Source organism: Melioribacteraceae bacterium (assembly GCA_035362835.1).
GTDB lineage: Bacteria > Bacteroidota > Ignavibacteria > Ignavibacteriales > Melioribacteraceae > DSXH01.
The window spans coordinates 337,888-359,440 of record DAOSDY010000003.1; the positions used below are offsets into that span (position 1 = coordinate 337,888).

Here is a 21,553-nt window from a genome sequence, read left to right on the forward strand (position 1 = left end):
TAATGAAAACATATTTAAGAATTCTCAGCTACGTAAAACCTTACTGGAAGCACCTTTCGGCATCAGTTTTATTCTCCATTTTTCAGGCATTACTTAACGGAGCATCGATCTACCTTGCCATTCCCCTCCTCGATACATTGTTTCAGCAGGCGGGAGTTGCTGCCGTCGGTTCACAAAATGTTCAGCAGGATTTAGGGCAAAAAGCAAGCGGCTGGCTTAGTAGTATTATAAATGACGTTATTAATTATTTTAAAAGTTTAATATTCAGCGGAACAACTTCAGAAATACTTCTTAAAATCTGCATCCTCATTGTTATCGCATTCCTCGGTAAAAATCTTTTCGGGTACCTTCAATCGTATTACCTTGCGTTTGTAGAGCAGGGGATGATACGTGATCTAAGGAATGAATCCTACCGTCATCTTCATAAACTTCCAATGAGCTATTTTAAGAACGAAAAGACGGGAAACCTTATCTCCCGGATAACAAACGATGTTAATATGGTTAATACAAGCGTCTCGGCGGTTTTCCTGAATATGATACGCGAACCGTTAACTATAATCGTGTTCATTGCAATTGCAGTCTCTATCAGCTGGCAGCTCACTCTCTTTTCTTTTATCGTCCTTCCGTTTTCTCTTATCATTATAAGTTACATCGGATTGATCCTGCGGAAGCAGAGCGGATTGCTTCAGCAGAAAATGGCTGATATTACTACAAATCTTCACGAAACCATAACCGGTGTTAAAATTGTTAAAGCATTCGGAATGGAGGATTATGAGAATAAAAAGTTTTTCGGGGAGACAAATAAATTCTTCAGACTTGTTCTTAAGATAACTCGAATTCGAAACATATCTAGCCCGGTTACCGAATTTTTAAGTGTTATTGTAGGTGTAGTTATTATTTATTTCGGTGCTCAGCTTGTACTGGTTGATAAAACAATTAAGCCGAGTGAGTTTATTACATTCCTCTTTGCTATCTTTCAACTGATGCCACCTGTAAAAGAATTAAGCAGCGTTAACAACAGAATCCAGGAATCGAGCGCGGCGGCCGACAGAATCTTTGAGATTCTCGATACGGAACCGGGAATTAAGAATGCTGAGAAACCGGTTAAAATCTCTTCATTTAAAGACAGAATTGTATTTGAAAATGTCTCCTTCCTTTATGAAGATTCAGGTGAGGCCGTACTCGACCGGATAAGTCTGGAAGTTAAAAGAGGTTCGGTTCTTGCAATTGTTGGAAGCAGCGGGGCCGGTAAAACTACTATGGTAGATCTATTACCGCGGTTCTACGACCCTACTTCCGGAAGGATCCTTCTGGATGATATTGATATAAAACAGATCCGGCTTGAAGATCTAAGAAGGCTGATGGGAATTGTTACTCAGGAAACAGTTCTTTTCAACGAATCGGTCAGGAGCAACATTGCATACGGTCTTGATGATTATCCAGAAGAGAAATTGATTGAGGCGGCAAAAGCCGCCAACGCGCATAATTTTATTATGGAACTCCCGAAAGGATACGATACGGTTATCGGCGAGAAAGGTACAAAACTCTCCGGCGGGCAGAGACAGCGTATTTCTATTGCGCGGGCTCTCCTTAAAAATCCACCGATAATGATACTTGATGAGGCAACTTCCTCTCTCGATAACGAATCGGAAGTTCTTGTTCAGGAGGCAATCGAACGGCTGATGTTCGACCGTACAACATTTGTAATCGCTCATAGACTTAGCACAATCAGGAATTCCGACAGGATTATTGTGCTCGATAGGGGCAGAATTGTCCAGGACGGCAAACACGAAGCCCTGCTGGCCGACGAGAAAGGGATCTATCGGAAATTATATGAACTTCAGTTCAGAGATTGAATTTGACACAAACAATTAGTCCGGTTATAAATAAGTTCGATCGAGTGCTGTTTGCGTTCATACTCATTTTTCTGGCAAGTATGACCAATTCCATCTTTCTCAATCAGATCGGATATTTCGGCGCACTGTTTCTGATACTTGCCCGATGGTATAAAACTCGTGAAAATAAATTTTTCCGTACAGGTCTGGAAATTCCTTTCATCCTATTTTTAACTGCAGAGCTGGTGTCGGCTCTATTTTCTATAAATCAATCTCAGGCGTTTACAATATTTTTCAAACGATTGGTTCTTATTCCCGTAGTTTACATGATAGCTGCTTCGGCCGACAGCGACGAGAAGGCGAAACTCTATTTTAAGGTCTTTGTTGTTGCTGCTCTATTAACCGTAGTTGTCTATCTCGGGATTGCATACCGCCATTATATATTACAACTCTACCGTCTTGAATCGAAAGGTCCTTCGGTTTTTCAATATGTTATGACCGCAGGCGGATTAATGAGTTTTATTGTAATAATACTTTTTGCGTTTCTGGTTAATGAAAAAACAGAATTGAAGTACAGAGTGCTTATCATGATCTCATTTCTGATCTCTTCAGCAGCACTTATTTCGAGCTATACCAGAGCGGCCTGGCTCGGTGCATTTGCCGGAATACTTTTCATCCTCTTGATCAAAAAATACTGGAAGCTTCTAACTCTTCTAGCAGGAGCCTTTATATTGCTCCTTTTTGTCTCGGAGAAAGAGAGTAAAATCTGGTCAATTAACCCGGATAGTATTGAAAAAGAACAGATCTCATTTAATACTGAGGGAAGAGCGGTTAGCTTTTATAAGTCCGGCTCATTTATATATGTTGCTGATTATGAGAAGGGTGTATCAGTTTATAATATGTCGGGTAATCTGCTTCATTCAAATCCGACTGAAGCGCCGGCAACCAGAATAGAACTTTGGAAACCTGGATTTGTACTTATCTACCTAATCGATTCCCGTTTTCATATCGGCGAATTATTTGGGGAAGGGGAAATTAAACTGACTGCCGCCTCGCAGACACCCGGATTAACCCGGGATCTGGAATTCAACAATTCCTCCTTCTATACTGCCGATTTCGACAGCGGACTGACAGTTTACAATAATCCACTCGATTTGAGCGATAGAATCCGTTACCCGCATCTGGAAGGAATTGCCAGGGTGAGCGCCGACTCTTCCGGAATTGCAACCTATGATATTAAAAGAAGTCTCCTTTCGGTGTACGAATATGACAATGACGAGTCGCTCAAACTTATCGATACGGTTACGGTTAAAACGCCCACGTACTATGTGTGGAAATTTGGTCAGACATTATTATTCCAGACCGATAAGAATCTTCTTCATTTTCAATTACAGGAAGATAGTTTAACAAAAATTGATGAATATGATATTCAGGGAATATTCAGAATTGATAAAAGTGATAGTAGCATGTTCGGTGCTACTGTAGGAGGCAGATTTTATAATATCGGATTGAATAATGAAGAAATTAAATTTGATCTGATCCTGGATGTCGGGAAAAATATAACCGACTTTGCCTCAGATGGCAACCGGCTGATTTACAGTACTCTCAAATTAAACCGCCTGGCCTCCATTATCGATCCTTACCACGAAACAAATATTGAACGTCTGCATCTCTGGAGAACAGGATTTAAAATTCTTGCCGATTATCCTCTCTTTGGAGTTGGAGATATCGACCTCGGCCAAATCTATTCGGAATACAAGCCGGAATACGTTAAAGAGAATTACGGTCATCTTCATAATAATTATATCCACTTCCTTGTAATTCTGGGTATTGCCGGTTTTATTATAGTTGTTTATCTCCTCTATTCAATTTTTGCTCTAAATCTCAAAATCTATAAACATTTGAAAGACATTCCATTCTCATCTTCATATTCTCTCGGGACTCTTGGTGCGTTTACAGGATTTTTAGTCTCGGGCCTCGCAGAATGGAATTTCGGCGACCAGGAAATTATTACCATGGTCTGGTTTACACTTGGACTTAATATTGCTTTCTATAAAACGTATATTAGAGACGGCATTAATAGAAATCGGGAGTGAGCTTATTGTTAAAAATATCCTCCATAATAATTGCCAAGAACGAGGAATTGAATATAAAGCGATGTCTCGATAGTCAGATCGGTGTTATTGATGATATCGTTCTTATTATTGATTCAAGCACTTCAGATAATACATTCAAAATCGCTTCGGCTTATCCCGGCATCCATTGTGAAGTTGTTGAATGGAAAGGGTATGCCGAAACAAAAAATTACGCGCTCGGACTTGCACGTAACGATTGGATTTTCTGGATAGATGCAGATGAAGAAATTACAGAAGAACTACGATCGGAGCTGGATGAATTTAAGCAGTCCAATCCCGTATACAGCGCATATTCGGTAGCTCGCAGGGCATTTTTCCTTGGCAGGTGGATAAAACATAGTGGCTGGTACCCTTCGAGGGTTGTGAGGCTCTTTAATAAGAATTTTGCCCGTTTTAATAGTAAGTCGGTTCATGAAGGTCTTGAGGTCAAAGGCGGGACCGGTATTCTTAAGAACGATCTGAATCATTTTACGGATCCTTCAATTGAACATTATTTCTGCAAATTCAATTCCTATACATCACTTGCGGCAAAAGACCTTTATGAAAAGAAGAGGAAAGTCTCTGTCGGTGATTTTTTGATAAGACCGGTTTTTCTTTTTTTCAAAATGTATATCTTACGACTAGGATTTTTAGACGGGATACACGGATTAATCCTGGCTCTTTTCTCGTCGGCATATGTTTTTACCAAGTATGCAAAACTTTGGGAACTAAATAGAAAAATAAAATGATTGGAATAATCCCGAATATCGATAAACCTGATATAGTAGGTACGCTTACGCGGATTGTTGAGGACCTTCATAAAAATAATCTTGATTATGTTATAAGCAGTTCTATCCTCCAATTCGGAAGCAGTTTTAATTCAATCCTTAAAGAATCCAGATACGTCCCAATTGAAGATCTAATTAGATCATCACATATAGTGATCTCCATAGGCGGGGACGGAACTATGCTCACTACTGCTTTTACTGTCAGGAACAATTCAACTCCGATACTTGGCGTAAATATCGGTAAGCTAGGATTTTTGGCCGAGTTCGATGTAAATAGTTTTTCTGAGTTCATACCGGAAATAAGGGATAAGAATTATGTTATTGAAGACCGAATGGCACTTGTTGGAACTATTGAAGAATCTTCGTCTATTGAATTATATGCAATTAACGATATCGTAATTGATAAAGGTCCCTGGCAGAAAATGATAGAGCTTACCGTAAAAGTAGACGATGATTATGTCTCTACATTCTCGGCCGACGGAGTAATAATAGCAACGCCGACAGGCTCAACCGGATATTCACTTTCAACGGGAGGCCCGGTAGTTAATCCCCGCGCGGATGTGATAACGCTTTGTCCAATTGCTCCACATACACTTACTATGCGCCCGCTGGTGATATCAAGCGATCAGAAGGTTACCATACTTGTTAAATCACTGCATCAGAAAATACAGGTTAGCTGCGACGGTCAGAGGGTTCATTCATATAATTCTCCTTCAGCAATTCATATCTTTAAAAGCGACAAACCTTTTAAACTGGTCCACTCCAGTAAAACAAATTATTTCGAGATACTTCGCAATAAACTTTACTGGGGACTCGACGTAAGAAAAACCAATAATTCCGGATAGGTGATAGGATGAAAAAAACATTTCTCTTTCTGATTCTTTTCGGTATGGTTATCACAGCACAGGAAAAGAATAAATTAATTAGCGATCAACGTTCAGGTAAAACGATTCTGATTGGATTCTGCGACAGAAAGGCTTTCGCAGATACAAACTTTGCATGGTGGTACGATTCAGAATACCAGAATTATGAAATAGATAAAGGAGTTGTCGATTCTATTAATAGTAAATTAGATAATCTCTCTATCACAATTGTTATGGCAACCTGGTGCAGCGACAGCCGCAGGGAAGTCCCGCGGTTCTTCAGAATACTGGATGAATTGAATTACGATACAGATAATCTCAAAATGATCTGCGTCGACAGAAAAAAAGAGAGCCCCGAAGGAAATGTTCAGTCGATGGATATCAAATTTGTTCCCACATTTATTTTTAACCGGGGTGGTACTGAGATTGGTAGAATAATTGAAACACCAAAAATTAGTCTGGAAAGGGATCTTAAAGAAATTGTTTATAGATAAAAAAATACCGGATCAGATCCGGTATTTTTTTTTCACATCATTTTATAAATCAGTTTTTGCTTGGTTCCATTGTTGTCACTTTAACCTCAGAAACATCCTTGTAGTTTTTCGGTTTCCTGGAAGATCCGTTTTTCTTAGCAGCAATTTCCACCTCAATTTTTTCCGCATCATTTTTCTTCCCGTTACCGTTTCCGTTCCCATTGCCATTCCCGTTACTGTTCTTAGATTCATGATAAGCATAGATCTGGTTCTTAAAATTTCTAAGCACAATACTGTTTTCGTCCTTATGGAGAACGTATTGAGGTAATATCGGTATCTTACCCCCACCGCCGGGAGCATCGATTACAAAGTGTGGAATTGCAAGCCCGCTTATGTTACCGCGCAGAGCAAACATGATCTCCAGACCTTTATCAATTGATGTACGGAAATGATTTGCCCCTCTGGTTTCGTCGGCCATATAAAGATAATAAGGTTTCACTCTGATTTTAAGAAGCTTCGTAAAGAGTTCTCTCATTACTTCAGCATCGTCGTTAACCCCTTTCATCAGAACCGACTGATTTTGAACCGGGCACCCTGCATTAGCCAGCATTTCGCACGCTTTAGTGCTTTCCGGAGTAATCTCCCAGGGATGGTTGAAATGTGTGTTTATATAGATCGGGTGATATTTCTTAAGCATCTCGCACAGCTTTGGTGTTATCCTGTGGGGAAGTACGCAGGGCATCTTTGTCCCGAGCCTTATAATCTCTATGTGAGGGATTGAACGCAACCGCTGGAGTATCTTCTCGAGCATTGTATCAGTTAACATTAGCGGATCTCCGCCGGACATAATTACGTCCCTGATCTCTTTATGTTCTTCGAGGTATTTAAATGCGGATTCCAGCTGCCGCATAGAGATTTTATCTGAGTTGCCTACTTTCCTTTTGCGTGTGCAGAATCTGCAATACATACCGCACTGGCTGGTAGTAAGAAAGAGCGCACGATCCGGATATCTGTGGGTAATATTCGGAACAGGACTCATGGCATCCTCCTGAAGAGGATCTTCGTAACCGTCGAGGTCCTCGAGTTCCTGAACATCCGGAACGCACTGAAGCCAGATCGGATCTCCCGGATAACGGATCAGACTCAGGTAGTAAGGATTTATTCTCGCCTGGAAAAATTCGTCGAGCCCTTCTGCGACCTTCCGGTCTATGTTGAACTTCTCTACAAGTTGATCAACCGTATGAATGCTGTCTCTAACCATTTGCTGCCAGAGTTCCATGACATGTGCCCTTTGTGTTTTGTTATTTTATATATTTTCCGAAAACAATTAAATGATCATTTAGTTTATAGAAATCTCTTATCTCGGCCACTATCGAATAGTTATTCCTGAAATAGAAATTCCTTGTTGCTTCATAATTGTCTTTGGAAGATGTCTCTGCCAGAATCCATCTTCCGTTATTCTCTTTAACAAAACTTTCTGCATGGTTTATCAGCTTTTTCCCGACTCCTTTGTTCTGTGTCCTGTTATCAACAACAATCCAGAACATGTCGAATGTTCCGTCGGTAAGTGCTCTTTTACCCGTACAGTGATATCCCAGAATTTTTCCTTCCTCATCATAAACAAATACGTTATAGTATTCATGATTCGGATTAGCAATTGCTTCATCGATCAATTCGACTGCAATTTTTTTCTCTTCGGTACTGAAATTATCAGTCCCTTCTATTATAGTTGCTATTTGTTCTCTGTCGTCAGATTGCAGCTTGCGTATCATATTGTCTTCTTTCTAAAGCCAGCATTGTAAGCCGGTAAAGTAAATCTTCGTAATTAATTCCGGCAGCTGCAGCCGAACGGACAAATCCCGAATCTGGAGAAATATCGGGATTGGGATTAACTTCAATAACGTAAGGAATATTCCTGCTGTTCAATCTTATATCAACACGGGCATAGTCTCTGCACTCAAGGGCTTTATAAGCATCCATTGCCATCTGCTCGATTTTTATTTTGAGTTTCTTTTCGAGCGGGGCAGGGCACTTCGGTGTAGTGTGCTTATAATAGATACTATCGGGCGACCATTTAGCTTCGTATGTTATAATTTTCGGAAGTTCATCGGGCAATCCGTCGAATCGTATCTCTGAAATAGGAAGGATCTGATCACCGAGTATTGCAACATTCAGCTCCCGGCCTTCAATATACTCTTCAATAATTACTTCCTGTTTGTATGTAGAGAACAGGTAATGGAGTCTCTGCTTAAGCGATTCATGATTCTCTACAACAGAGAACTCGGAGATGCCGATACTAGCATCCTCGCGCGCAAGTTTTAATATTGCCGGGTATCTGAGTAATAATTCTTTTGGAGTGGGAATGTGATTTAATTTTGCTATGTAATGTCTCGGTGTTTTTATTCCGTGCGAATTCAGAATCTGTTTTGTCCTGGATTTTACCAGGCAATTGCCAAGACAGATCGGATTGTTTCCTGTATAAGGGATTCCTAAAAGATCGAACAATCCTGCTACATAACTCTCAAGATTCGAAACACCTTCAACTGATTCTACAAAATTGAGAATTACATCGGGTGAGTAATTATTTATTTTTTTAATTGCGGAACGGACATCGCTGTTTACCGGAAGTGTTTCTACACTTATATAACGTTTCGAAAGGATTTTCTGTATACTGTCGATCTGTTTCAGGAAATCGCGCTCGGAAAGATCGATGTTCTGATTTTCATCAGATATCTCCTTGCCGAGATAGTTGTTATAAAAACGGGTCGGCTCATTAAAACAGATTAATATTTTCCGGTCTACATTCATAATAAATTATGTCTCTTTGCCGCGGTTAAAAGAACTTTGTTTATCATCTCGTTGTATGTCATTCCGTTTGCGCGGGCAGCTTTCGGAAAACAGGAATTGTCTTCGGGCTTTGGCAGAATTCCCGGAAGCGGGTTAACTTCTATAATATTCGGCACACCTTTTGAATCCAGACGAAGATCTATTCTGCTCCAATCCCTGCATCTGAGAACCCTGTAAGTTTTGAGAGCAACATCTTTAATCTTCTTTTCAAGCTTTAAGTCGATTTTTGCAGGACATGTGAAAATATTAAGAGGATTCTCTCTTGTATCTACCACCCACTTGGCTTCAAAAGAATATATCGGCAGCAGGTTTCCGGGGAGCTGATCAAAATTGATCTCAACTATAGGAAGTACTTCAGTATCCGAATTATTTCCCAGTATGGCAACCGTAAACTCTCTTCCCGGAAGATACTCTTCAATAATAAATGGCTGATCGTATTCGGCTAGATTTTCCTTCAATCTTACTCTCAGGTCATCAATATTATTGATATATGACGAATTAAATATTCCTTTACCCGAGCCTTCAGAAACCGGCTTCATCATTACAGGAAAAGAGAGATTGAAATCCTTTAAGTCATCCACACTTTCAGCGAACATAAAACGGGATGTAGGTACGCCGTTATAAGCAAGCACTTCCTTCGTTCTCGATTTGTCGAGACAGGTGGTAAGAGTTAACGGATCCGAACCGGTGTATGGGATTGAAAGCATATCGAGCATAGCCGGTATCTGAGCTTCGCGGCTGATTCCGTTTGCACATTCGGCTACGTTAAAAACAATCTCGGGGCGCAACCGGCGGAATTTTTCGAATGCATCTTCGTTTGCTTCTATCATTGTTACATCGTGATGGAGTTCAAGAGCGTCTTTGATTGCGTTTATTGTTTCGAATGTATCCCACTCGGCATATGTATCGTTGAACTGAGAAGAATTTTTTGATTTAAGAGAGAGTTGTGCGGATTCGAAAGAGGATTCTTCCGGTTTGACATTATATGTAAGCGCTACTTTTAATTTTTTATTTAGTTCCAAGGAACTGATACAGAATTCCTTCCAATCTTTGCTTACTAATATAACTATTAAAAAATTTTTTGCAAGTTTGGGAGCGAAATTTTTTTTTGGTGTGAGATAGAGATGTCGTTAAAAAATTTTTGCGGATCTCGGGTTCATGCGATCTGTGACAGAAGAATGTTGCTCGAGAAATTTTCCCGGAGATTTTTTTTTATGACTGAATTTTTATCCCTGTCAAGTGTAGGATCGTCGTTTATAATTTCAAATGCAGTCTCGCGGGCGGAAACTAGAAGATCAAAGTCAGAAACAATGTTGGCATATCTGAATTCTGGAAGACCGCTCTGCTTCGTTCCGAAGATGTCACCTGTTCCTCTCAGCTTCATATCGACTTCTGCCAGATTAAAACCGCTTGAGTTGCTGATCATCGCATTCAGTCTGATGATCGATTTGTTCCTCTCTATCTGTTCCGGCGAAAGATAATCGAAGTTAAAGCTGAACTGACCTGTTTTTACTGCCAGATCATCCTTCGTAATTAAAATGCAGTAGGCCTGCTTATCGCTGCGTCCAACTCTTCCGCGAAGCTGGTGAAGCTGCGAAAGCCCGAACCTGTGGGCATCGTTAATTACAATTATGTTCGCATCGGGCACGTCGATTCCGACCTCAATAACAGTGGTCGAAACCAATACATCATATTTCTTTTCGGCAAATTCGGACATCACTTTTTCCTTCTGCCGCCAGTTCATCCGTCCATGTATCAAACCGATTTTTAATTCCTGGAGATGGTTCTGCTTAAGCTCGTTATAGTAAGTTTCGGCAGCTTTCAGTTCAAGCTTTTCGGATTCATCAACAAGCGGGTAAACCATGAACGTCTGGTATCCCGCACGGGATTTGTCGATTATAAAATCATATACATCATTTAATTTTTTCTCACCGCGTAGATAAGTCTTGACCGGTCTCCTGTTAAGAGGCATCTGATCGATAATCGAAACATCGAGGTCGCCGTACAAAGTCATCGAAAGGGTCCTTGGGATAGGAGTTGCTGTCATAACAAGTACATCCGGCTGGATCCCTTTTCTTATAAGTCTTGAACGCTGAACCACACCGAAACGGTGTTGCTCGTCGATAACCACCAGCCCGGGATTGTCGTATTCCACGTTCTCTTCTATAAGCGCATGTGTCCCGATAATTAAGTTGACTTCACCCGATTTAATCTGTTGCAGAAGTTTTTTCCGTTCGGATCTACTCTGTCCCCCTATTAGAAGTCCTACCTTCATTCCGAACGGTTCAAGCATTCCGGTAATCCGTTTATAGTGTTGATCGGCGAGAATTTCGGTTGGGGACATAAGAATTGCCTGGTAGCCATTTGAAATGGCTATAAAGATTCCAATGAGTGCGACGATCGTTTTACCGCTCCCAACATCCCCCTGCAGCAGCCGGTTCATCGGACGGTCACTTTCAAGATCCTTTCGGATTTCAGAAAGTACTTTTAATTGCGAGGCAGTCAGACTGAATGGTATTGAAGCAAGAAATTTTTTTAACGGTTCGCTGCGGACTTTAAAAGCAATTCCGTTCCCTTTTTTCTTTAGAAATGATTTTCGAAGAGCAACCATACATTCGAAATAGAACAACTCTTCGAATTTTATCCGTCTCCAGGCAGTTTCAAGCAGATCGGTACCGGAAGGGAAGTGAAGATTTTGTATAGTTGAATTTATGTCAGGAAGCCCTTTTGCCTGGATTAAATCTTCCGGAAGCGTTTCCGGCATGTTGCCGGAATAATTTTCTACGGCAAAGTTAATTATCCTCCTCAGACTGAAATCACCCAGGTTTGCTGTCCGTAGTTCCTTTGGAACGCGGTAGAAGGGAATAATTTTACCTGTATGTAAAAAATCCTTCGATTCCTTTTCGGCTAACCTGTCGAAATCAGGATGAACGAACTGAAGATGTCCGTATTTGGTAAGAACCGGTTTTGCAGAGATTGCATAGTAATCACCGGGATTGAATATGTCCTTAAAATATTTGATACCCTGAAACCAGACGCATTCAAAAAATCCGGATCCGTCTTTCAACCTTAATTTGAAGATCTGTTTTTTACCGTAGCGGATTAAATCTCTGCTAACTACTTCGCCGATAATTGTCACTTCACCTTCGTATCCTTCACGGATATGCTGAAGTACTTTAACACTGTTCAGAATTGTTGAACGGTCCAGGTATCTGGAGGGGAAATACATCAACAAATCCCTGATTGTATTAATGCCGATTTTGGCAAATGATTCCGAACGTTTGGGTCCTACCGATTTCAAATATTGAACGGATTGCGAAAGAATATCGGGCATATAGAAATTTTGTTTTGTTTCCGGTTAAATATAATAAATTAAACTTAAGGTGGGAAAAGGGAAAAGCAGATTACTCAAGCTCGGGTTTCATATCCCGGGTCATGAGTTCGTAGGTTACTTTGATCGGGTCTCTATCCTCAAATAAAATTTTATAAACCGCCGAACAGATCGGTGTGGGAATTTTATGCTCCTGCGATAACTGGTGAACAGACCTGCAGGTTTCAACACCTTCGGCAACCATCTGCATCGATTTGAGTACATCTTTAAGTTTCTTTCCCTTGCCGATCTGCTCGCCTACAAATCGGTTACGGCTGTGCTTGCTCATACAAGTAACAATAAGGTCGCCCATACCCGAGAGACCTGAAAAGGTTTCCGGTCTGGCACCGAGACCTATACCGAGTCGCGAGATCTCGGCTATTCCGCGGGTCATAATAGCGGCTTTTGTATTATCACCGAATTTTGCGCCGTCAATTATTCCTGCGCCCACAGCAATTACATTTTTAAGAGCTCCGCCATATTCAACCCCTAACAGATCGGTTGATGAATAAACGCGGAAATACGAAGTAATAAAAGCCGATTGAATCTGTTTGGCGGTATTTTCATCTCTGGACGCTGCAACTACAGCAGTAGGGATTTTACGGCTCACTTCTTCGGCATGACTGGGTCCGGAGAGGACTCCTACCTGCGAATCGCTTAAATGCTTAAGTTCGCTTTTAATTACCTGGGAGACAGTAAGTAGAGTCTCCTTTTCAATTCCCTTGGCCACACTTACAAAAGTCGTATTGCTGAAATCGTATCGTTTCATCTGGTGCATTACACCCCGGACAAACTGAGAAGGGACTGCAATGACGATCATGTGTTTGTTTACAGAACTCTCTTCGAGAGAGTGTTCTATATTTATTTCTTTAGGAATTTTAATACCCGGCAGGTAGATTTTATTTTCGCGGGAACGGTGGATTGTCTTAGCGTAATTTTTTTTGTATTCCCATAACGTAACCTGATGGCCGTTATGATGAAGAAGAATAGCTAAAGTGGTACCCCAGCCACCGGCTCCGAGAACCGATATTCTCATAGTCTAATTATTTCTTGTTGAACAAAGAGATCTTGCTTTCGCTTCCTTTAATAAGACGGTCGATGTTCTTCCTGTGTGTATAAAGCACAAGAAGTACCAGACCGACCACAAAAGGAAGAATAGTCTGGTATCCGGGAATTTCGACACCGAAAATATTCTCTCTTACCACCAGAATTATTGGTAGTGAAACTGCAGCCATCATTGAACCGAGAGAAATGTATCTGGATAGAGTAACTGTAAGAGTAAATACTGCCAGAGCTAAAAGCATATCAATTGTTATGAGTGTAATAAGGAATCCAAGTGCTGTAGCAATTCCTTTACCGCCTTTGAATCCTGCAAAGACTGTCCAGATGTGTCCTATTACTGCTGCAATACCACAAATTATCTGAACCAGAGTGAAATCGTCGAATGGAGTTATGTTACTGAATGGAAAACTATCAAGATATAGACGGGCAACAAGTACTACAGCGATGGCACCTTTAAAAGCATCGAGAATGATCGTTAGAACTCCCCATTTCCATCCCAAAACACGGAATACATTTGTACCGCCGGCATTTCCGCTACCGTGCTGCCTTATATCAATACCTTTTAATAATTTACTTAGAATTATACTCGTAGGAATAGAACCAACCAGATAGGATAAAACAACTACAAAAATTAAATTAAGCATTACTACCGCCAGAAATTTGTCGAAAAATTATACAAAATGTACTTTATAAACAATTAAAAAGAGCACACAGTTCACTCATTTTAGTATCTGACCGAAGAGTTTGAGATCGTCGTCACTGGTTATTTTGAAATTAAAACTCGATCCTTCTACTATTTTCACCTTAAAACCGGCATTATAGACAATCATCGACTCATCAGTCCCAAGGAAACCGTTTTTTTCGGCCTTTTTAATTGAGTCAATAAAAATATTGTATCTGAATACCTGGGGTGTCTGGACGTAATAAATTTGATTACGATCCAAATAAGAATCTACATCGCTGTTCCCTTTAATTAGTGTATCCTTTGCTTTAATAGCGACAACAGCGCTGCCAGATTCCATAGCGGTGTTAATCGAATTCTCTAAAATCTCTTCAGAAAGAAACGGCCTAACAGCATCATGAACAACTATAATATCATCTCCGGAGGCATTCAAGGATTTAACTGCATTAAAAACAGAATATTGTCTTTCACTGCCACCTTCAACCGGATCCCGCATTTTTGTAAAACCGTTTCGGATTTTTATTTCGTTTATAAGTGGAAAAAAATCCCGCTGTGCTGAAACTATTATTTCATCGATCATTTTTGATTGTTGAAAAAGATCGATAGTATAGGCAATAAGTTCCTTTCCCTTGAACCGGAGATATTGTTTGGGAAGCGGGCTTGAAGTCCGCAACCCTTTCCCTCCGGACGGTATTATCGCAAAGACTTTCATCAGACTATCAGCATTGCATCGCCATAACTTAAAAAGCGATATCCTTCTTTCATAGCTTTCTTATAAGCTTTCATAATAAAATCGTAATCAGCAAAAGCAGCGGCAAGCATCAACAAAGTTGATTCCGGCTGATGGAAATTGGTGATCAGCTTTTTAGTTATCTTAAAGTCGTACTGCGGGAAAATGAATTTATCTGTCCAGCCGAAATTCGGTTTGGAAAATCCTTCGGCAGTAACGCTGCTTTCAAGAGCTCGGCAGGTACTTGTTCCAACAACAAATACATTTTTCTTATCCTGAAGGGCCTTGTTAATAACCTTTGCTGTTTCATCGGGGACTTCGAAAAATTCCGAATCCATTTTGTGTTTTGTAAGATCTTCAACCTCAACCGGTCTAAATGTTCCAAGGCCTATATGTAGAATTACCGGGACAATTTTCGCGCCTTTCTTTTCAACCTTTTTAATTAGAGCATTCGAGAAATGGAGACCCGCTGTAGGAGCGGCAACCGATCCGTCCACTTCAGCAAAAATAGTCTGGTAATCATCCTTATCCTTTGGAGTTGTATCACGTTTAATGTACGGCGGCAGAGGGGTATGACCAATTTTTTCAATTGCTTTAAATATATCACCGGCATCCTCGTTGAAACGGACAGTCCTTCCTCTGGAAGTTGTGTTATCAATTACCTCGCACCAGAGTTTATCATTAAAATAGATCCGGTTGCCGATTCTAACTTTTCTGGCCGGGTCAACAATAACATCCCAGATATTCTCTTCCTTATTCAGTTCACGAAGAACAAAGACTTCTATTTTAGCATTTGTTCTTTCCTTTTTACCGAATAAGCGGGCCTGCATCACTTTAGTTTTGTTTACAACAATCACGTCTCCTTTGTTGATAAATTCCAGAACATCGGAAAAGATTTTATGTTCGATTTCGCCGGTTGCACGATTGAGCACCATCATTTTTGCCTTTTCGCGCGGGGAGACCGGGTGTTTGGCAATCGCAGTTTTAGGTAGATTATACTTAAAATCTGATAACTTCATCTATACTCCTTTTTTAATTTCTGATCGGTCCGTTAAAACGGAAACGAAGAATCTTCCAGAATTTATTTCAGATTCCTCGTCCTCCCGACCGAAGCCGGGAGGATTCAGAAGAACTTCATTATTTTTTCTTATTTACTTTTTTCTTTGCAACGGATTTTTTAACAGCGCTTTTCTTAACAGCCGGTTTGCCGGATTTCAATTCTTTAGCAACCGCCTGTGCGGCAGCTAAACGTGCTATCGGTACACGGAATGGAGAACAGCTTACATAATTTAGTCCAATCTTGTGACAGAATTCAACCGATTTGGGTTCTCCGCCATGTTCTCCGCAGATTCCTATTTTAAGATCCGGCCGGGTTGATCTTCCGCCTTCAACAGCTATCTTCATTAATTTTCCGATGGCATCTATATCAATCGATTCGAAAGGATCGCCAGGAAGTATTTTCTTTTCTAGATAATCCGGCAAGAATCCGCCGATATCGTCACGTGAGAAACCGAATCCCATCTGTGTTAAATCATTCGTTCCGAATGAGAAAAATTGAGCTGTTTCAGCAATCTTATCTGCAGTTAAACATGCTCTCGGAATTTCAATCATTGTTCCTGTAAGATGCGGAATCTTTTTCAAACCGAATTTTGAAGCTACTTCGTCATGAACTTTATTGATGATCTGATACTGATGATTAATTTCATTTATATGGCATGTTACGGGGATCATAATTTCCGGGAAAGGTTTTTTACCTTCTTTAAGGAGTTCAGCAGTCGCAACAAAAATTGCTCTTACCTGCATCTCGGTAATTTCAGGGTAGGTAATACCAAGACGTACTCCGCGGTGACCCATCATCGGGTTATTTTCATGCAGAGAATCGGCACGGTCGTTCAATTCCTCGATCGAGATCCCCAGGCTTGCGGCCAGTTTTTCTCTTTCGTCCAAACGTGTCGGAACGAATTCGTGAAGAGGCGGATCAAGTGTTCTGAATGTAACTGCATATCCGTCCATTGCATCGAGAGTACCTTTAACGTCTCTAAGAACAAACGGGAAAAGTTCGTCGAGGGCATTTCTTCTTTCGGCTTCAGTTTTAGAATGGATCATCTTACGGAGTTTGAACAACGGTTCTTCGGAATTTTTTCCGTAGAACATATGCTCTGTTCTGAAGAGTCCAATACCTTCAGCGCCGAATGCACGTGCTTTTGCTGCATCTTCAGGGGTATCGGCATTTGTTCTTACTTTCAATCTTCTTACCTGGTCGCAAAGTTTCATGAAAGCCTGGAAATCCGGATTCTCCTCGGCGGCTTTCTTCATTGGCAATTCACCAATGTAAACAGCACCCTTAGAACCATTTAATGTAAGCCATTCACCTTCGCGAACGGTTGTTCCGCCAGCAGTAAAATATTTTTCTTCATAATTAATTTTAATTGAACCTGCGCCGACAATACAGCACTTACCCCAGCCGCGAGCGACGAGAGCTGCATGGGAAGTCATACCTCCGCGTGCGGTAAGGATCGCCTGAGCGGCACGCATTCCTTCTATGTCTTCAGGATTTGTTTCTTCGCGTACAAGAATAACTTTCTTGCCTTCCTTTGCCCACTTAACAGCGTCTGCTGCGGAAAATACAACCTGTCCGCTTGCACCACCCGGTCCGGCGGGTAATCCTTTAGTAAAAGCTTTGGTAACTAATTCAGCATTCGGATCGATTATCGGATGCAGTAATTCATCGAGCTGCGAAGGATTCACACGCAAAACGGCTTCTTCTCTGGTAATCAGTTTTTCTCTAAACATATCGAGGGCCATCTTTACAGCAGCAGGACCGTTTCTTTTTCCTACGCGGCACTGAAGCATGTAAAGTTTTCCTTCCTGAATTGTGAATTCAACATCGAGCATGTCGCGGTAATGTTTTTCGAGTGAACGCTGGATTTTATGGAGCTGCTTGTAAGTATCAGGCATTCCGGTTTCTAATGAAGGGAGGTGAGAAGTATGATCGGTTTTACCGACTTCATTGATCGGATTAGGAGTTCTAATTCCTGCTACCACATCTTCACCCTGGGCATTGGTAAGCCATTCTCCGTAAAAATAATTTTCTCCTGTTGCTGGATTACGAGTGAAGGCAACACCGGTTGCCGAAGATTCTCCCATATTACCGAAAACCATCGACTGAACGTTTACAGCCGTGCCCCAGCTATCCGGAATTCCTTCAATTCTTCTGTACGAAATAGCCCGTTTACCCATCCAGCTCTGGAATACAGCAGAGATAGCTCCCCACAATTGTTCCATCGGATCTTCCGGAAATGGTTTCCCGAGAACTTCATTTACTTTTGATTTGTAAATCTCGATCAATTCTTTCAGATCATCGGAAGTCAGGTCGGTATCGTTATGAACACCGCGTGCTTCTTTCATTTTGTGGAGTTCTTTTTCGAGCTGGACTCGTACACCCTGGCCTTCAGCAGGTTCTATTCCGGCAGCCTTTTCCATTACAACGTCGGAATACATCTGGATTAATCTGCGGTGAGAATCGTAAACGAATCTCGGGTTAGCTGTTTTTGCAATTAAAGCTTCACGGGTTTGATTATTGAGTCCGACATTAAGAATAGTTTCCATCATACCGGGCATAGAAGCACGTGCGCCGGATCTGACTGAAACAAGCAGAGGATTAACCTTGTCGCCGAATTTCGCACCCATTTCTTTTTCAACTTTTGCAAGTGCGTCTTTAACCTGTTTGTCAAGTTCTTTAGGATACTTTTTGTTGTTTTTGTAATAGACTGTACAAACTTCAGTTGTTATTGTAAATCCTGCCGGAACAGGGAGACCGATATTAACCATTTCGGCAAGGTTAGCACCTTTTCCACCGAGAAGTTCTTTCATATCAGCTTTTCCTTCGGCTTTCTTCCCGCCGAAGTAGTAGACATACTTTGCCGTTTTACCTATTGCCATTTCTTAACCTCCAATTGATAATGTGATTTCTTATTTATTCGCTAATCTATCTTTTAGTAATTCTTCAAACTTTTCTTGGTTCTCGAGCATTAGTTTTATCTTTAGATAATAGATGTCTATATCGTCAAGGTCTTTTGAAAATTTGAAGAGTTTTACTGCATCCTTCTGTGTTGTCAGAACAGAATTAGCATTTGTATCGTAAAATCTTTTTCTTATTTCCTGAATTTCTTTCAATGTATAATTCTTATGATCAGGCAGAAGCATTTTATTTTTAATGTCGATCCTGTTGTTTTCAAGTATGCTCAGAAATGAATGGGGTCTGGCAATTCCGCAAACTACAAGACTCTTCTGACCCTGGAATTCTTCAAGAGCAAATTCATGATGACTCTTAACATCAAAAATTCCGGTAGCTATATAATATCCGTAGAAAATTGTTTTATTTCTGAAATATTCATTCAGTTTCTCAGGTATTTCAGCTCTTTCAGAAAATTTCCTGTTTATGATAACAATATCGGAACGGGACAGGGAGTCGAACGGCTCGCGCATTAGTCCTAAAGGAAGAATTTTTTGTTCTATGCTTCCTGTTTTCAACATGAATCTCTGATCAACCATAACAATATCTATATTTCTATGAATCCACCGGTGCTGGAAAGCATCATCAAGTATAATAGAATCAACACCGGAGTCTGCGATCAGTTTTCTGGCGCCGATTACCCTTCTTTCCGAAACAGCGGTGGCGGCTTTTGCTTCGTCGGATACCAGATACATCTCGTCTCCGCAGTCGTCAACAGTAGTAAGAATTTTATTCCCGTCGGAGACGAACAGATAGCCGTACGAGTTTCTGCCGTAACCTCGGCTTAAAATCCCGGGTTTTCTGTTGAATTTTTTCAGGAGTTCTGCCAGAAAAATTACCGCTGGTGTTTTACCGGAACCTCCTACAGTCAGATTACCTACTGAAATAACAAAAGCATCGACCCTGGTTATTTTGAATATGCCTTTGTCGAAAAGGTAATTCCGTACCTTTACTACGAAAGCGTAAACGATAGTAAGCGGTGATAATATAAGTCTGATTAAATTAAGCACTTTTCCTGTGCGTCCTTTTGAAGCCTGTTAAGTAATTCTTCACATTCAATTATTTTTAACGATGTATCTTCATAGCTCATATCTTTTCCGAAATAGATCGGATCGGAATATATTGCTGTTACCCTGCTGAAGGGGAGTGGCAATTCAAATTTGTCCCAGCTCTTGAAAACTATTTTCCTGCTGCAACCGATGCCTGCAAGTATAAGGGGGACATTCCCCTTTTTAGCTGTTACCACCGCACCGGCTTTCATCTTATGAATTGGCCCGGTCGGACCGTCCGGGGTTATTGCAAGCGAAAAATTCCGGCCGATCAATTGAAGCAGCATTTCGAGCGCTTCGTTCCCGCCGACGTGACTTGAACCCCTAACGACTTCGTACCCCCACTTTTTAAGAACGTGGGCAAGAACATCGCCGTCTCTGCTACGGCTTACAAGTGCCGAACAATTATTTTTCCTGTTCAAATACCATCCGATAACCATCGATCCATGCCAGAATGCAAATACAAAATTCTTATTACCATCGGCCAATCTTCGAACATTCACTCCGTTTTCAATATTAATTTTTACAGTAGTTAATAGAACATTAACCAAAAAACCGGCTGACCTGACACCGGCAATCCTTAGTATTTCTTTTACCGAGTTGCTAAGCTTCATTTAATTTAGAAAAAATTAATTCGGCTGCCCGTTTTGATGCACCAATGCTTCCGAGCCTGGATTTTATGCTGCCCAGTTTAGTTCTAATCGTTTCATATCTCGAATTATCCGACAATATTTCTTTACTCACTTCATATATTTTCTCAACATTTACTTCTTTCTGAATAAGCTCGGTTACCACCGTTTCCCCAAGAATAATATTAGCCATAGCAATGTTGTTTATTTTTACAAGCATTTTACCCAGGTGATAGGTAAGTGCATTTGTTGAATAGACAACAACAAAAGGGAGCTCAAAAATCCCGGCTTCGAGTGTAGAAGTACCTGATTTTATAATTCCGAATTTTGAATATTTCAGAAGGTCGTATCTATTCCCTTTAACAAGTTTAAAGTCCTTTATTTCCGATAATCCGTTAAAAACATGCTCGTCGATATTTTCCGCGCAGGCCACAACAATCTGCAGATTAAATTCATCGGCCAAATGCTTTGCCGCTTTAATAGAAACGGGAAAAAGTTTCTTTATTTCATGTTTACGGCTTCCCGGCATAAGGAGTAAAATTTCCTTTCCCTCTTCCAGTTTCAGCTTTTCGAATAATTCCTCTTTCGAAAGAAACTGATAACTGTTTATCTGTTCTATCAGCGGATGCCCGACATAGACAGCATCCACGCCGTTCTCTTTATACAGTTTCTCTTCAAACGGAAAGACAACAATCATTTTATCGATCAGTTCCTTAATCTTTTTAATTCTACCTATTCCCCATGCCCATACCTGCGGAGAGATATAATAAATAATTTTTTTCCCCGGTTGCTTTAGTTTTCCGGCCATTTCCAGATTGAAACCGGGATAGTCTATCAATACAACAGTGTCAATACTTTCCTGCTTAATTTTTTTCAGGATTTCAGTCTGAACTTTTCTGATAAACGGCAAATGCCTCAGCACTTCAATAAATCCGAGGAACGCCATCCGTTTAATATGAAATAGCGGCTGCATACCTTCTGCAATCATCCTGTCGCCGCCTATTCCGGATATCTTTAATTCAGGATCCAGCTTTTTTAATTCATGAATTAAAGATGCGCCGTGCATGTCGCCCGATGCCTCTCCCGCTATGATCAT

The 21,553-nt window shown here is 40.7% G+C and carries 18 protein-coding genes; 5 read left to right on the forward strand and 13 right to left on the reverse strand.

Going from position 1 to position 21,553, the window contains the following annotated elements:
- Window positions 1-2: 2 nt before the first annotated feature.
- Genes PLZ15_12625 through PLZ15_12645 form a run of 5 tightly spaced genes read left to right on the forward strand, consistent with a single transcriptional unit; the run spans window position 3 to window position 6,094 of the window.
- A complete protein-coding gene (locus PLZ15_12625; protein HOI30593.1) occupies window positions 3-1,856 on the forward strand; it encodes an ABC transporter transmembrane domain-containing protein in 1,854 nt (617 codons plus the stop codon).
- Window positions 1,857-1,858: 2 nt separating this feature from the next.
- A complete protein-coding gene (locus PLZ15_12630; GenBank protein ID HOI30594.1) occupies window positions 1,859-3,931 on the forward strand; it encodes an O-antigen ligase family protein in 2,073 nt (690 codons plus the stop codon).
- A gap of 5 nt (window positions 3,932-3,936) precedes the next feature.
- Window positions 3,937-4,698 (forward strand): glycosyltransferase family 2 protein, encoded by a 762-nt coding sequence (locus PLZ15_12635; GenBank protein HOI30595.1) that lies wholly within the window; start codon window positions 3,937-3,939, stop codon window positions 4,696-4,698.
- On the forward strand, window positions 4,695-5,582 hold the full coding sequence (locus tag PLZ15_12640; GenBank protein HOI30596.1) for an NAD(+)/NADH kinase: 888 nt from the start codon (window positions 4,695-4,697) through the stop codon (window positions 5,580-5,582). Before PLZ15_12635 ends, PLZ15_12640 begins: the two co-directional genes overlap by 4 nt.
- A gap of 8 nt (window positions 5,583-5,590) precedes the next feature.
- A complete protein-coding gene (locus tag PLZ15_12645; GenBank protein ID HOI30597.1) occupies window positions 5,591-6,094 on the forward strand; it encodes a thioredoxin family protein in 504 nt (167 codons plus the stop codon).
- 49 nt (window positions 6,095-6,143) lie between these two features.
- Here PLZ15_12645 and PLZ15_12650 read toward each other — a convergent pair whose 3' ends face one another.
- From PLZ15_12650 to lpxB, 13 genes are all read right to left on the reverse strand, one after another.
- Window positions 6,144-7,352 carry a KamA family radical SAM protein gene (locus PLZ15_12650; GenBank protein HOI30598.1) on the reverse strand — a complete coding sequence of 403 codons (1,209 nt, stop codon included), beginning with the start codon at window positions 7,350-7,352 and terminating at the stop codon, window positions 6,144-6,146.
- Window positions 7,353-7,374: 22 nt separating this feature from the next.
- On the reverse strand, window positions 7,375-7,845 hold the full coding sequence (locus tag PLZ15_12655; protein HOI30599.1) for a GNAT family N-acetyltransferase: 471 nt from the start codon (window positions 7,843-7,845) through the stop codon (window positions 7,375-7,377).
- Window positions 7,823-8,881, reverse strand: a complete 1,059-nt coding sequence (locus PLZ15_12660; protein ID HOI30600.1) for an ATP-grasp domain-containing protein — start codon at window positions 8,879-8,881, stop codon at window positions 7,823-7,825. Before PLZ15_12660 ends, PLZ15_12655 begins: the two co-directional genes overlap by 23 nt.
- The gene (locus PLZ15_12665) at window positions 8,878-9,942 is read right to left on the reverse strand and encodes a D-alanine--D-alanine ligase (GenBank protein HOI30601.1); all 1,065 of its coding nucleotides are present in this window, start codon (window positions 9,940-9,942) and stop codon (window positions 8,878-8,880) included. Before PLZ15_12665 ends, PLZ15_12660 begins: the two co-directional genes overlap by 4 nt.
- 134 nt (window positions 9,943-10,076) lie before the next feature.
- Window positions 10,077-12,254, reverse strand: a complete 2,178-nt coding sequence (gene recG, locus PLZ15_12670; GenBank protein ID HOI30602.1) for an ATP-dependent DNA helicase RecG — start codon at window positions 12,252-12,254, stop codon at window positions 10,077-10,079.
- Window positions 12,255-12,324: 70 nt separating this feature from the next.
- Window positions 12,325-13,326 (reverse strand): NAD(P)H-dependent glycerol-3-phosphate dehydrogenase, encoded by a 1,002-nt coding sequence (locus PLZ15_12675; protein HOI30603.1) that lies wholly within the window; start codon window positions 13,324-13,326, stop codon window positions 12,325-12,327.
- A gap of 7 nt (window positions 13,327-13,333) precedes the next feature.
- Complete coding sequence (gene plsY / locus PLZ15_12680) at window positions 13,334-13,996, reverse strand: glycerol-3-phosphate 1-O-acyltransferase PlsY (GenBank protein HOI30604.1); 663 nt, start codon at window positions 13,994-13,996, stop codon at window positions 13,334-13,336.
- 75 nt (window positions 13,997-14,071) lie between these two features.
- On the reverse strand, window positions 14,072-14,746 hold the full coding sequence (gene ispD / locus PLZ15_12685; protein HOI30605.1) for a 2-C-methyl-D-erythritol 4-phosphate cytidylyltransferase: 675 nt from the start codon (window positions 14,744-14,746) through the stop codon (window positions 14,072-14,074).
- Window positions 14,746-15,783: a tRNA preQ1(34) S-adenosylmethionine ribosyltransferase-isomerase QueA gene (gene queA / locus PLZ15_12690; protein ID HOI30606.1), complete on the reverse strand. Its 1,038-nt coding sequence runs from the start codon at window positions 15,781-15,783 to the stop codon at window positions 14,746-14,748. Before queA ends, ispD begins: the two co-directional genes overlap by 1 nt.
- Window positions 15,784-15,901: 118 nt before the next feature.
- Window positions 15,902-18,706: a pyruvate, phosphate dikinase gene (ppdK, locus tag PLZ15_12695; protein ID HOI30607.1), complete on the reverse strand. Its 2,805-nt coding sequence runs from the start codon at window positions 18,704-18,706 to the stop codon at window positions 15,902-15,904.
- Between the two features lie 30 nt (window positions 18,707-18,736).
- On the reverse strand, window positions 18,737-19,789 hold the full coding sequence (gene lpxK, locus PLZ15_12700; GenBank protein ID HOI30608.1) for a tetraacyldisaccharide 4'-kinase: 1,053 nt from the start codon (window positions 19,787-19,789) through the stop codon (window positions 18,737-18,739).
- A complete protein-coding gene (locus tag PLZ15_12705) occupies window positions 19,777-20,442 on the reverse strand; it encodes a lysophospholipid acyltransferase family protein (GenBank protein ID HOI30609.1) in 666 nt (221 codons plus the stop codon). Before PLZ15_12705 ends, lpxK begins: the two co-directional genes overlap by 13 nt.
- Window positions 20,432-21,553, reverse strand: a complete 1,122-nt coding sequence (gene lpxB / locus PLZ15_12710) for a lipid-A-disaccharide synthase (GenBank protein ID HOI30610.1) — start codon at window positions 21,551-21,553, stop codon at window positions 20,432-20,434. Before lpxB ends, PLZ15_12705 begins: the two co-directional genes overlap by 11 nt.